General features: G+C 72.6%; 13 protein-coding genes. 12 read left to right on the top strand and 1 reads right to left on the bottom strand.

What is annotated here, in order from left to right; translation table 11 throughout:
- Positions 1-199: 199 nt before the first annotated feature.
- Positions 200-670 carry an ArsI/CadI family heavy metal resistance metalloenzyme gene (locus tag IE94_RS0132035; RefSeq protein ID WP_030191358.1) on the bottom strand — a complete coding sequence of 157 codons (471 nt, stop codon included), beginning with the start codon at positions 668-670 and terminating at the stop codon, positions 200-202.
- Positions 671-749: 79 nt separating this feature from the next.
- Between IE94_RS0132035 and IE94_RS0132040 the strand changes: the two genes are divergently transcribed.
- The 12 genes from IE94_RS0132040 to IE94_RS0132095 all read left to right on the top strand — a co-directional run bounded on the left by IE94_RS0132040 (position 750) and on the right by IE94_RS0132095 (position 11,910).
- Positions 750-1,157 carry an ArsR/SmtB family transcription factor gene (locus IE94_RS0132040; protein WP_030191361.1) on the top strand — a complete coding sequence of 136 codons (408 nt, stop codon included), beginning with the start codon at positions 750-752 and terminating at the stop codon, positions 1,155-1,157.
- The gene (gene arsB / locus IE94_RS0132045) at positions 1,154-2,254 is read left to right on the top strand and encodes an ACR3 family arsenite efflux transporter (protein WP_051777806.1); all 1,101 of its coding nucleotides are present in this window, start codon (positions 1,154-1,156) and stop codon (positions 2,252-2,254) included. Before IE94_RS0132040 ends, arsB begins: the two co-directional genes overlap by 4 nt.
- Complete coding sequence (locus IE94_RS0132050) at positions 2,247-2,666, top strand: arsenate reductase ArsC (protein ID WP_030191364.1); 420 nt, start codon at positions 2,247-2,249, stop codon at positions 2,664-2,666. The genes arsB and IE94_RS0132050 overlap by 8 nt, the downstream gene beginning before the upstream one ends.
- On the top strand, positions 2,663-3,166 hold the full coding sequence (locus tag IE94_RS0132055; protein ID WP_030191365.1) for a GNAT family N-acetyltransferase: 504 nt from the start codon (positions 2,663-2,665) through the stop codon (positions 3,164-3,166). The genes IE94_RS0132050 and IE94_RS0132055 overlap by 4 nt, the downstream gene beginning before the upstream one ends.
- A 1,029-nt stretch (positions 3,167-4,195) precedes the next feature.
- A complete protein-coding gene (locus tag IE94_RS0132060; protein ID WP_030191367.1) occupies positions 4,196-4,732 on the top strand; it encodes a DUF2617 family protein in 537 nt (178 codons plus the stop codon).
- A gap of 121 nt (positions 4,733-4,853) precedes the next feature.
- The gene (locus IE94_RS0132065) at positions 4,854-6,506 is read left to right on the top strand and encodes a polyamine aminopropyltransferase (protein ID WP_030191369.1); all 1,653 of its coding nucleotides are present in this window, start codon (positions 4,854-4,856) and stop codon (positions 6,504-6,506) included.
- A gap of 41 nt (positions 6,507-6,547) precedes the next feature.
- Positions 6,548-6,829 (top strand): hypothetical protein, encoded by a 282-nt coding sequence (locus IE94_RS41345; RefSeq protein WP_030191371.1) that lies wholly within the window; start codon positions 6,548-6,550, stop codon positions 6,827-6,829.
- A gap of 51 nt (positions 6,830-6,880) precedes the next feature.
- The gene (locus tag IE94_RS0132075; RefSeq protein WP_037924201.1) at positions 6,881-7,783 is read left to right on the top strand and encodes an SRPBCC domain-containing protein; all 903 of its coding nucleotides are present in this window, start codon (positions 6,881-6,883) and stop codon (positions 7,781-7,783) included.
- A gap of 47 nt (positions 7,784-7,830) precedes the next feature.
- On the top strand, positions 7,831-8,619 hold the full coding sequence (locus IE94_RS0132080; RefSeq protein WP_030191375.1) for an aldose epimerase family protein: 789 nt from the start codon (positions 7,831-7,833) through the stop codon (positions 8,617-8,619).
- A gap of 10 nt (positions 8,620-8,629) precedes the next feature.
- On the top strand, positions 8,630-9,178 hold the full coding sequence (pyrE, locus tag IE94_RS0132085) for an orotate phosphoribosyltransferase (RefSeq protein ID WP_030191377.1): 549 nt from the start codon (positions 8,630-8,632) through the stop codon (positions 9,176-9,178).
- Positions 9,179-9,334: 156 nt separating this feature from the next.
- Positions 9,335-10,366 carry a class II fructose-bisphosphate aldolase gene (gene fbaA, locus IE94_RS0132090; RefSeq protein WP_030191387.1) on the top strand — a complete coding sequence of 344 codons (1,032 nt, stop codon included), beginning with the start codon at positions 9,335-9,337 and terminating at the stop codon, positions 10,364-10,366.
- Positions 10,367-10,440: 74 nt separating this feature from the next.
- Complete coding sequence (locus tag IE94_RS0132095; protein WP_030191389.1) at positions 10,441-11,910, top strand: MFS transporter; 1,470 nt, start codon at positions 10,441-10,443, stop codon at positions 11,908-11,910.
- Positions 11,911-12,136: the final 226 nt, after the last annotated feature.

Below are 12,136 nucleotides of genomic sequence, written 5' to 3' on the forward strand. Positions count from 1 at the left end.
GCTCGGCGACGAACGTCCCGATGCGCGGCTGCATCCGCGCGATGCCGAACTCACCCTGCATCGCGAGGACGCCGGGCAGCCGGCTTCCGGGCGGGTACCCGCCATCGGCAAGCCGCTGCTCGATGCCTCGTACACAGGGCAGCTGGCACGAGTGGGCCCCGACCGTGGCCGGGGCCCGTTCCCACTCGCTCCCGTGCCCTCAGCCGCAGGCACAGCCCGCTGTGCTCGGAGCTTCCTCGGTGGTCCGGGTGGTGCAGCAGCCGTCACCGCTGGCACGGGAGTCGACGCTCTTGCCGAGGGTGTCGGCGTCGGCCTTGACGACGTAGACCTCCCAGGGCTCCTTTCCGGGGCCGCGCACCCACACCTTGTCCTGGAGGGCGTAGCAGCAGGAGGTGTCGTTCTCCTCGAAGGTGGCCAGGCCGGCGTCCTTGAGCCGGGTCGTGGCCGCGGTGACCTCGTCGGTGGACTCGACCTCGACGCCGAGGTGGTCCAGTCGGGTCTCCTCGCCGGGCTCGCCCTCGATGAGGACGAGCTTCAGCGGGGGCTCGGCGATGGCGAAGTTGGCGTAGCCCTCGCGCCGCTTGGCCGGGTCGGTGCCGAACAGCTTCGAGTAGAAGGTGATCGACGCTTCCAGGTCGCTGACGCGGAGGGCGAGCTGAGCGCGGGACATGGCAGGGCTCCCATCGGGTTGTTTCGATGTCCGTCAATGCAAGATTGCGCGTTGAATCGAAGGATGTCAACATAGAGGCATGTCGAATCAGGACGTGGTGGTACTTGCCCCGACCGACGAGTCCGGGGCCTGCTGCCCCGGACTGTTGACCGCTCCTCTGGACGAGGGCCAGGCCGTGGAGCTGGCGAAGGTGTTCAAGGCACTGGGGGACCCGGTGCGGCTGCGCCTGCTGTCGATGATCGCCTCACGGGCGGGCGGCGAGGTGTGTGTCTGCGACCTGACCCCGGCCTTCGACCTGTCCCAGCCGACGATCTCGCACCACCTGAAGCTGCTGCGGCAGGCCGGTCTCATCGACTGCGAACGGCGTGGCACGTGGGTCTACTACTGGCTGGTCCCGGAGATGACCGACCGGCTGGCGGGCATCCTGTCCCGCCCCACGGGGGAGCCGCTGCCCGGTCCCGCCGCGTCGGCCGGAGCTGCTTCGTGAGCATCGCTGCACCTGAGCAAGGCGTGACGGGGCGTCTGTCCTTCGTGGACCGCTACCTCGCCGTCTGGATCCTCGTCGCCATGGCTGCCGGGCTGGGCCTGGGCCGCCTGGTCCCGGGCCTGGGTGAGGCGCTGGCCGAGGTGACCGTGACGGGGGTGTCCCTACCGATCGCTTTGGGCCTGCTCGTGATGATGTACCCGGTGCTGGCCAAGGTCCGCTACGACCGCCTCGACACCGTCACCCGCGACCGCCGCCTGCTGCTGCCGTCTCTGCTGCTCAACTGGATCATCGGCCCGGCGCTCATGTTCGCCCTGGCCTGGCTGCTCCTGCCGGACCTGCCCGCCTACCGCACCGGCCTGATCATCGTCGGCCTGGCCCGCTGCATCGCCATGGTCGTCATCTGGAACGACCTCGCCTGCGGCCACCGCGAAGCCGCCGCCGTCCTCGTCGCCCTGAACTCCGTCTTCCAGGTCATCGCGTTCTCGGCGCTCGGCTGGTTCTATCTCTCCGTCCTGCCCGGCTGGCTCGGCCTGGAACAGACCGGACTGGACGTCTCGGTCTGGGAGATCGCCCGCAGCGTGCTCATGTTCCTCGGCATCCCGCTCGCGGCCGGCTACCTCACTCGGCGCATCGGCGAGCGAACCAAGGGCCGCGCCTGGTACGAAGCCAAGCTCATCCCGCGCATCGGCCCCTTCGCCCTGTACGGGTTGCTCTTCACGATCGTCATTCTCTTCGCCCTGCAAGGCGACGCCATCACCTCGCAGCCCCTCGACGTCGCCCGTATCGCCCTGCCGCTGCTGGTCTACTTCGTGATCATGTGGGCCGGATCAATGCTCCTGGGACGCGTCGTCGGCCTGGACTACCCACGTGCGACGACGCTGGCCTTCACGGCTGCCGGCAACAACTTCGAACTGGCCATCGCGGTCGCCATCGCCACCTTCGGCGCCTCCTCCGGGCAGGCCCTGGCCGGCGTCGTCGGCCCCCTCATCGAAGTGCCCGTACTGATCGGCCTCGTGTACGTCGCCCTGCACGCGCGCCGCTACTTCACCGCCCCGGTCGCCGCTCTCGCGCCCCAGGAAGACGCCGCCCATGCCTGACACCACCGCCTCGTCCGTTCTGTTCGTCTGCGTCCACAACGCCGGACGCTCGCAGATGGCCGCCGCCTTCCTCACCCACCTCGCGGGGGACCGCGTCCAAGTCCGCTCCGCCGGTTCCGCTCCCGCCGACACCGTCAACCCGGCCGTCGTCGAGGCCATGGCGGAGGTGGGCGTCGACATCGCTACCGAGGTGCCGAAGGTGCTCACGACCGACGCGGTCCAGGCGTCCGACGTCGTGATCACGATGGGCTGCGGCGACACCTGCCCCGTCCTTCCCGGGAAGCGCTACCTCGACTGGGATCTCCCCGACCCTGCCGGACGAGGGGTTGCAGCCGTTCGTCCCATCCGCGACGAGATCGAAAAGCGCATCCGCGGCCTGGTCGACGAGATCGCCCCGGCGGCCCGGCCATGAGCGCGGCCGACGAGCACGGCATCACCGCGATGGCCGCCGAACACGCCGGCCAAGTCCTGGCGATCTACCAGCACGGCATCGACGAAGGCAACGCCACCTTCGAGACCACCGCTCCCGGCTGGGAGGAATTCGACGCAACCAAGCTGCCGGAACACCGGTACGTCGCCCTCGACGCCCCGGGCCGGGTCCTCGGCTGGGTCGCCGCCGTACCGGTCTCCGACCGATGCGCGTACGCCGGCGTCGTCGAGCACTCGGTGTACGTCCACCCCGACGCACGCGGCCACGGCATCGGCACCGCACTCGTCCACAAGCTGATCAGGTCTACCGAGGCGGCCGGGATCTGGACCATTCAATCCGGCATCTTCCCCGAGAACACCGCCAGCCTCGTCCTCCACCAGAAAGCGGGCTTCCGCACCGTCGGTACACGCGAGCGCATCGGCCAACACCATGGCCGATGGCGGGACGTCGTGCTGATCGAACGCAGAAGCCCCACCGTCTGAGCCACGGGGGGTGAGAAGCCTTGGTGCGGCAGAGAAACTCGTGAACTCCGTGTTCCGGTACGACCCGTAAGGTGCTGACGGCCCCTAGACGGACCAGCAAGGCGCCAACGGCCCCGACTCGCACTCCGGTGCGGGTCAGGGGCCGTTCCTGTTCAGGGACCCTCAGAACTTCCTCAACTCTGCTTTGGGGCGCGGCGGCGAAGGGCATCTCCCGTGCACGCCGGTGAGCTTCACGGCGGGAACCACAGGCAATCGACACGCAGCGAGGCGTCCGACGGGGGATTGCTTCGGGGGACTTCCGGGCGCAGACCCGGAACGGAAGGGAGGGTGGAGCCGTGATCACAGGCATCATCCTGTTCGTGCTCGCAGCCCTGCTGATCAGGGTTTTCGTGATGCGTCGACGCGCCGTCGGTGCCGTGCGGACCGGGAGCGGCCGCGGGTCGCGCCGGAGCGGCGGCGGTGGCGACAGCGGCGGCAGCAGCTGGTGGGCCGGTGACGGGGGCGGTTCGTCCTCGGGCGGACACCACTCCGGCCACTCCTGTGGTGGCGGCCACTCCTGCGGTGGCGGCTCGTCCTGCGGAGGCGGGTCGTCCTGCGGGGGAGGGGGCGGCGGATGCGGCGGAGGCAGCTGACACGGGGCAGCTGAGCTCCGGCCGGGGGGAGCCGCATCCCCTTCACGGGGCCCGTTCCTGGGACCGGGCCCCACGCCCCACCCAGAGCGCCCGCCGGTCACACTCCCGGCGGGCGCTCGCACACCCCGGCGCACTTCGTACGGGCGGGGTGTGCGCCCTGGTTGAACAGTTGAGCTGGGGAGCCCCCTGAGGGATGGAAACGCCACGAAGTTGGGTAAAAACGCTGTGGCGGCGCCATCGTTCATGATTCGCTCTTTCTCATCAACGCAGCTCCTCGGACGACCTGTTGACCCCCCTCCTGACCGGCCGACTGGGCTGAGCGGGCCGCATCCCCGGCAGTGCCGCGGATGCGCAGGCCCCACACCTTCCTCTCCTTGTGTGCTTGCGGAGCCGATCCATGCTCACGACCCTGACAACCGCCTACACCGACACCCGCGCCGCCGACCTGGCCTGGGCCCTGGGGCGCGAGCCGCTGCCCGCGCTCGCCTGTCTCGACGTAGAAATGAGCGACGCGCGCCTGCAGTTGAGGCTGCTCGGCGCCTCCCACCAAGTCCTGCTCGAAGAGGAGCGGGGCATCTGCTCGGAGACGGTGGCGTGCATCCCCGGCAGCAGCACCCCCCTTCCGCTGGGCGTCGCCAAGCGGGTGGGCGACTGGGAGTACGAGTTCGCCGCCCGCGTCGAGGTGCTGACGCCGGGCTCCTTCGCCGGCCGCGCCCAGGAGCTGCTGGCCCTGGTCTCCGACCATCCGCACGGCCTGGCCGGTGTCTTCCCCGGCAGCCCGCACGCCTTCACCGCGCTGCTGGCCCAGCGGCACGAGGGGCAGGTGCACTGGCGGACCTGGCACGCCTACCCGCAGGACGGCCAGTTGGTGGCGACCCGCACCCGGGTGGGCGTGCGGGTGCCGACCGCCCGGTTCAGCCCGTCCGCCGTGTGAGCGGGCGGGGTCGGGCGCCGCGAGTGGGCGGGGGCCGGATAAACCTGCGGTGCCCGACGAGCCCCGAGTTTCACACGTGTGGGTGACGAAGCGCAGTACCCAAGTGACGTAACGTCACTGCGTGATCGAACCGCACGCGCCCGCCCCGCCCGGCTCTCCGCCGTCCTGGGGCGGCCCCCGCGGCCCCGAAGCGCCCGCGCGGCTGCCCGTACGGCCCGCGATCGGACGGTTCCTGGTGCTGGCGGGGGTGTTCGTGTGCGCGGCCTGCGGGCTCGTGTACGAACTCGAACTCGTCGCGCTCGCCTCGTACCTGATCGGAGACTCGGTCACCCAGGCGTCCGTCGTCCTGTCCGTCATGGTCTTCGCCATGGGCATCGGCTCGCTCGCCGCCAAACGGCTGCGCGGCCTCGCGGCGGCCGGCTTCGGCGCGCTCGAGGCCGCCCTCGCCCTCGTCGGCGGCTCCAGCGCCATGCTCCTGTACGCCGTCTTCGCCTGGACCGGTGACTGGGGCGGCCTGTGGGCCGACGGCCCGCGCGTCCTGCTGGTCGCCTTCTCCCTCGCCATCGGCGTGCTGATCGGCGCCGAGGTGCCGCTGCTCATGGAGCTGATCCAGCGGGTGCGCCGGCAGGACCCGGGCGGCGCGGTCGCCGACCTGTTCGCCGCGGACTACGTCGGCGCGCTCGTCGGCGGCCTCGCCTTCCCGTTCGTCCTGCTGCCCTTCCTCGGCCAGCTCACCGGCGCGCTGCTCACCGGCACCGTCAACGCGGTCGTCGGCGCCGCCCTGGTCCTCGGCCTGTTCCGGCGCGACCTGACACGCCGGGCCCGCTGGCTGCTGCTGACCGCCAACGCGGTGGTCCTCGCCCTCCTCGCCACGGCGACCGTCCTCGCCGACGACTTCGAACGCGCCGCCCGGCAGGCCGTGTACGGCCAGGACGTCCGCGTGGCCGTACGGACAGACGTGCAGGAGGTCGTCCTCACCGGCGACACCGACGGCCGGCCCCTACGCCTGTTCCTGGACGGCCGGCTGCGGGTGCGCGACAGCGACGAGCGGCGCTACCACGAGGCGCTGGTGCACCCCGCGATGAACGGCCCCCACGCGCGCGTACTCATCCTCGGCGGCGGCGACGGCCTCGCCGCCCGGGAGGTGCTGCGCCACCCCGGCGTACGCCGCGTCGACGTCGCCGAGGCCGACCCGGGGCTCGCCCGGCTGGCCCGGCACGATCCCGGCCTGTCCACCCTCAACGAACACGCCTACGGCGACGCGCGCGTCCGCGTCCTTGCCGGGGACGCCTTCCACCGGCTGCGCTCGACCCCCTCCGCGTCGTACGACGTGGTGATCTCGGACCTGCCGGACCCGGGCATCACGGCCAGCACCAAGCTGTACTCGCAGGAGTTCTACGGCCTGCTGCGCCGGGTGCTGGCGCCCGACGGGCGGCTGGCGGTCCACGCGGGCCCCCTCGCCGCGCGTCCCCGCGCCTTCTGGACGGTGGACGCCACCCTCCGCGCGGCCGGTCTGCCGGCCGTCGCCTACCACGTCGGCGCCCGCGACCCCGGCTCCGCGTCCGGGCCCGACCGCGCGGCAGCCCGCCCCGGGGCGCCCCGCGGCTGGGGCTTCCTCCTGGCCGCCCGCACCGCCCCCACGCCGCGCCTGGACCCGGCGGCACCCCGCCCGCGCACCCTCACGCCGGGATCGCTCGCCCGCGGCACCCGCGACGCGGCGCGCACCCGGATCCCCGGGCTGCCCCCGTCCACGCTGGTGCACCCGCGGTACTGAGCGCGCGAGGTCGCGGCGACGGCGATCCGGCGCGTCCCACCGTGCGGCGGCCCGCCCTCCCCTCTACGCCCTACGCGGGACGGACCGGCGCCGAGGCCGTCGCCCAGGGGTGGCCCGCGCTGGACCCGCTCGGCTGGACGCCCGTCGCCCCGCTCACCCTCCCCCTCGTCCTGCGCACCCGGGCCCCCGTCGCCGTCTGCCTCGCCGTCCACGCCTGCGGGGCGCTCTACGTCACCGAGCTGGGCCTGACCAGCAGGGCGCAGGCGGTGGTCGTGGCGTACGAGGCGGGACTGGTGACGCCGGGGAGCGCGGGCGGCGGGTGAATCGTGCCGACGGGGGGTGTACCGGGCGCCCGCTGGGTAAGCTGCGCTGACATGGAGCATGAGGTGTTCGTTCCGGTTCCGGCCGAGCGGCTCGGGGACGTGCTGGCCGACCCCGTCCGGGTCGCCCGCGCCGTTCCGGGGCTCCAGCAGGACGCGGGTGCCGAGCCCGTCGCGGGCCGGCTGAAGGTACGCATCGGCAGCCACTCCATCACCTACCGCGGCTCCCTGCGCCTGTCGGCGCGCGAGGACGGCACGTACGCCGTCGAGGGCGACGCCACCGAGTCGCGCGGCACCGGCACGGTCACGCTCGCGCTGACGCTCCGCGCGGGCGACGCTGAGGGCGGCGCCACCCTCACCTTCACCGGGACGGCCACCGCCGACGGACGGATCACGGAGCTGCCGCCGGAGTCGGTGACGTCGGCCGCGACCCGGCTGCTGACCCGGTTCGCGGAGAACCTGGGCACGGCGGCGCGGACCTCCCCCGCGGCGGAGCCGGAGCCAGAGGCGGTACCGGAGGCGGACACGGAGGCGGATACGGAGCCGGGCCCGGCACCGGAACCGGAACCGGCACCCGAGCCGCGCCCCGCCTCCGTCTTCGACACCGAGGTCCCCCCGCCCTCCCTCCTGAACACGGACGAGGACGAGGACGAGGAAGGGGACGCGGGGGAGCACGAGCGCGAGGGCGGAGAAGACGGCGGCGCCCGGGCCGCGGACGACGCCCGGCACGACGAGCCGGCCGTCCCGCCCCCCGCCGAGGCCGCGCACGCGCGCCGCACGATGATCGGCCGCAGCGCCGAGGAGGTGGACCACGCCCCGCCGCGCGGCCGGTACGCCCCCGTGCCCGCGCCCCAGACGGGCGCGGTCGGCGCCCCCCTGCGCTGGGCCGCCCCCGCGGCGGCGCTGGTCGTGGCGTCGGCGATCGTGGTGGGCCGCGCGCTGCGCAAACGCCGCTGAACCGCCGCCGGGTGGGACACCTTTGATCGCCCCAGTAGGGTCGTGGCGTGAGTAACGAACCCATCACGCTGACCGCGGGCGACGCGGAGGCGACCGTGCTGCCGGGCAACGGCGGCCGGATCGGCGGACTCCGGGTCGGCGGCACGGAGCTGCTCCGCCAGGGCGAGCGCTACGGCTGCTTCCCGATGGTCCCCTGGTGCGGACGCATCCGCGACGGCCGCTTCAGCGACGGCGCCGTGGTCCACCAGATGCCCCTCAACTCCCCGCCGCACGCGATCCACGGCACCGCCCGCGACGCCGCCTGGCGCACCGCCCGCGTCTCCGCCGACGAGGCCGTCATCACGTACGACCTCGCCGACCCCTGGCCGTACTCCGGCCGCGTCACCCAGGTGATCGCGCTGACCGAGGACGCTCTGACGCTGTCGATGGCTGTGGAGACGTACGAGTCGTCCTTCCCGGCGCAGATCGGCTGGCACCCCTGGTTCAACCGGACCCTCGACGGCGCCGGTGTGGAGGTCGCCTTCGACCCCGCCTGGCAGGAGGAGCGCGGCGACGACCACCTGCCCACCGGCAACCGCACCGACCCGAAGCCGGGCCCCTGGGACGACTGCTTCGGCATGCCCGACGGCGTCGACGTCACGCTGACCTGGCCGGGGCGGCTGGAGCTGAAGGTGACCAGCCGGGAGCAGTGGGTCGTGGTGTACGACGAGCAGGAGGCCGCCGTGTGCGTGGAGCCGCAGACCGGTCCGCCCAACGGACTGAACACCCTCCCCCGCCTGGTCACACCGCTGGAGCCGCTGGAGGCCACGACGACCTGGGCCTGGCGCCGCCTTTAAGCTGGCGTACATGACGGACGTACGCGGCGAGCTGCTGCAGCAGATCAAGGACAAGGCCGTGGTGCACGGCAAGGTGACCCTCTCCTCGGGCCTGGAGGCCGACTACTACGTCGACCTGCGCCGCATCACCCTGGACGGCGAGGCCGCGCCGCTGGTCGGTCAGGTGCTCCTCGACCTCACCGCCGACCTGGAGTTCGACGCGGTGGGCGGGCTGACCATGGGCGCCGACCCGGTCGCCGCGAGCATGCTGCACGCCGCCGCCGCACGCGGCCGCAGGCTGGACGCGTTCGTCGTCCGCAAGGCCGCCAAGGCGCACGGGCTCCAGCGCCGCGTCGAGGGGCCGGACATCAAGGGCCGCAGGGTCCTGGTCGTCGAGGACACCTCCACGACCGGCGGTTCCCCGCTCACCGCCGTCGAGGCCGTGCGCGAGGCCGGGGCCGAGGTGGTCGCCGTCGCCACGATCGTGGACCGGGCGACCGGCGCCGCCGAGAAGATCCAGGACGGCGCGGGAGTGCCGTACCTGTACGCGTACGACAAGGACGAGCTGGACCTGGACTGAACCGGGACGGGGAGCGGTGCCCGGGGCCCGGCCGGGGCCCACTCGGGTATTCCCGTTTCGTCTGGAAGGATGGGGCCGACGATGACGTCGCCCCCCAGTCCTAGGTCAGGGCCATAAGCACCAGCACGCCCACCCGCACATACAAGGAGCGGACAGATGCCCATCGCAACTCCCGAGGTCTACAACGAGATGCTGGACCGGGCGAAGGCAGGAAAGTTCGCCTACCCGGCCATCAACGTGACCTCTTCCCAGACGCTGCACGCCGCCCTGCGCGGTTTCGCGGAGGCGGAGAGCGACGGCATCGTCCAGATCTCCACCGGCGGCGCCGAGTTCCTGGGCGGCCAGCACAACAAGGACATGGTGACCGGCGCCGTCGCCCTCGCCGAGTTCGCGCACATCGTCGCCGAGAAGTACGACGTCACCGTGGCCCTGCACACGGACCACTGCCCCAAGGACAAGCTCGACGGGTACGTCCGCCCGCTGCTGGCGGTCTCCGAGGAGCGCGTGAAGGCCGGGCGCAACCCGCTCTTCCAGTCGCACATGTGGGACGGTTCGGCCGAGACCCTGGCCGACAACCTCTCCATCGCCGAGGAGCTGCTGGAGCGCGCCCGCGCCGCCAAGATCATCCTTGAGGTCGAGATCACCCCGACCGGCGGCGAGGAGGACGGCGTCTCCCACGAGATCAACGACTCCCTCTACACCACGGTCGACGACGCGGTCCGCACCGTCGAGGCCCTGGGTCTGGGCGAGAAGGGCCGCTACCTGCTCGCCGCCTCCTTCGGCAACGTGCACGGCGTGTACAAGCCGGGCAACGTCGTGCTCCGCCCCGAGCTGCTCAAGGAGCTGAACGAGGGCATCGCGTCGAAGTACGGCCAGCCGGCCGGCAGCAAGCCGTTCAACTTCGTCTTCCACGGCGGCTCCGGCTCCACCGCCGAGGAGATCGCGACCGCCCTGGAGAACGGCGTGGTCAAGATGAACATCGACACGGACACCCAATACGCCTTCACGCGTCCCGTCGTCGACCACGTGTTCCGCAACTACGACGGCGTCCTGAAGGTCGACGGCGAGGTCGGCAACAAGAAGACGTACGACCCGCGCACCTGGGGCAAGCTGGCCGAGGCCGGCATGGCCGCGCGTGTCGTGGAGGCCTGCGGGCACCTGCGGTCGGCGGGCCAGAAGATCAAGTAACACCCGGCCGTCCGCACGGCCTTTTGCACGAGCCCGGCGCCCCCGCGCGCCGGGCTCGCTGTATACCTGGAGCCATGCCCGACGTCCGGTTGGCCTCCCCGCAGGGCAAGTGGATCCTGCTCACCACCGTCCTCGGCTCCAGCATGGCCCTGCTGGACTCGACCGTCGTCAACGTCGCCCTGCCCCACATCGGGCGCGACCTCGGCGCCGACCTCGCCGCCCTCCAGTGGACCGTCAACGCCTACATGGTGACGCTGGCCGGTCTGATCCTGCTCGGCGGCGCCCTCGGCGACCGGTTCGGCCGCCGCCGGGTCTTCGTCCTCGGCGTGCTGTGGTTCGCCGCCGCGTCCCTGCTGTGCGGCCTCGCGCCGAACGCCGGTGTGCTGATCGCCGCCCGGGCCCTCCAGGGCGTCGGCGGGGCACTGCTCACCCCGGGCTCCCTCGCCCTCATCCAGGCCTCCTTCCACGCCGACGACCGGGGCCGGGCGGTGGGCCTGTGGTCCGGCTTCGGGGGAGTCGGCGCGGCGGTGGGGCCGTTCCTCGGGGGCTGGCTGGTGGACGGTCCGGGCTGGCGCTGGGTGTTCCTGCTCAACGTCCCGCTGGCGCTGCTGTGCGCGCCGATCGCGCTGCGGCACGTGCCCGAGTCCTCCGACCAGCGCGCCCACACGCGGTTCGACGCGCTCGGCGCGGCCCTGTGCGCGGCGGCCCTGGCGCTGCTCACCTACGCGCTGATCGAGGCCCGTACGGCGTCCTGGACGGTGGCGCTCAGCGCGGTGGCCGGGGTGGTGGCCGCCGTGGCCTTCGTCCTCGTCGAGCGGCGCGGCAAGGACCCGATGATGCCGCTCGACGTGTTCTCCTCCCGCCAGTTCACGGCGGTCAACCTGGTCACCCTGTGCGTGTACGCGGCCTTCGGCGGTTTCTTCTTCCTCGCCGCGCTCCAGCTCCAGGTCGTCGTCGGCTGGTCCGCGCTGGCCGCCGGTACGGCCCTGCTGCCGACCACCGTTCTGATGCTGCTGCTCTCGGCCCGCTCCGGCGAACTCGCCGAGCGCCTCGGCCCGCGCCTCCAGCTCACCGTGGGCCCGCTGCTGTGCGCCGCCGGGATGCTGCTGATGCTGCGGGTCGGTCCGGACGCCTCCTACCTCGCCGACGTGCTGCCCGCCCTGCTGGTGCTCGGCCTCGGCATGGTCACGCTGGTCGCGCCGCTGACGGCGAGCGTGCTGGCCGCCGTGGACACCGCGCGCGCCGGTCTGGCCAGCGGCATCAACAACGCGGCGGCCCGTGCGGCGGGGCTCGTCTCGGTCGCCGCGCTCCCGCTGCTCACCGGCATGGGCGAGGAGGCGTACCGGTCGCCCCGGGCCTTCGACGACGCGTTCGGACCGGCGATGCTGATCTGCGCGGGCGTCCTGGTGGCGGGCTCCGTGATCGCCTTCACCACCGTACGCCGCCCGGCCCCCAACTGCCCCCGCCCCGAGTGCCGCACCCACGGCTCGGTACTGACACCCCCACTGGAGCAGGGGGCGCGGGGAACCGCGCACGACAGGTGACGCAGGGCATCACCTGTGCCCTCAAAGGGCGCGGGGAACCGCGCACGGAAGGGAATGCGGGGCGCCGCCCCGGCCGACGCCCAGGTGACGCCTCAAGCGGCGCGGGGAACCGCGCGCTCAACCACAGCGCACCCGCACCCGACAACGCGCCCCATCCCATCCCATCCCATCCCTGTCTCTTATACACATCTGACGCTGCCGACGAAGGCTTAGGTGTAGATCTCGG

It is taken from the genome of Streptomyces violaceorubidus (genome assembly GCF_000717995.1).
In the GTDB taxonomy this organism is placed as follows: domain Bacteria; phylum Actinomycetota; class Actinomycetes; order Streptomycetales; family Streptomycetaceae; genus Streptomyces; species Streptomyces violaceorubidus.

What these genes read in the sequence shown, in the direction of transcription:
- IE94_RS0132035 (WP_030191358.1), bottom strand. Translation starts at nt 670, where the DNA reads ATGTCCCGCGCTCAGCTCGCCCTCCGCGTCAGCGACCTGGAAGCGTCG.
- IE94_RS0132040 (WP_030191361.1), top strand. Translation starts at nt 750, where the DNA reads ATGTCGAATCAGGACGTGGTGGTACTTGCCCCGACCGACGAGTCCGGG.
- IE94_RS0132050 (WP_030191364.1), top strand. Translation starts at nt 2,247, where the DNA reads ATGCCTGACACCACCGCCTCGTCCGTTCTGTTCGTCTGCGTCCACAAC.
- IE94_RS0132055 (WP_030191365.1), top strand. Translation starts at nt 2,663, where the DNA reads ATGAGCGCGGCCGACGAGCACGGCATCACCGCGATGGCCGCCGAACAC.
- IE94_RS0132060 (WP_030191367.1), top strand. Translation starts at nt 4,196, where the DNA reads ATGCTCACGACCCTGACAACCGCCTACACCGACACCCGCGCCGCCGAC.
- IE94_RS0132075 (WP_037924201.1), top strand. Translation starts at nt 6,881, where the DNA reads ATGGAGCATGAGGTGTTCGTTCCGGTTCCGGCCGAGCGGCTCGGGGAC.
- pyrE (WP_030191377.1), top strand. Translation starts at nt 8,630, where the DNA reads ATGACGGACGTACGCGGCGAGCTGCTGCAGCAGATCAAGGACAAGGCC.
- fbaA (WP_030191387.1), top strand. Translation starts at nt 9,335, where the DNA reads ATGCCCATCGCAACTCCCGAGGTCTACAACGAGATGCTGGACCGGGCG.
- IE94_RS0132095 (WP_030191389.1), top strand. Translation starts at nt 10,441, where the DNA reads ATGCCCGACGTCCGGTTGGCCTCCCCGCAGGGCAAGTGGATCCTGCTC.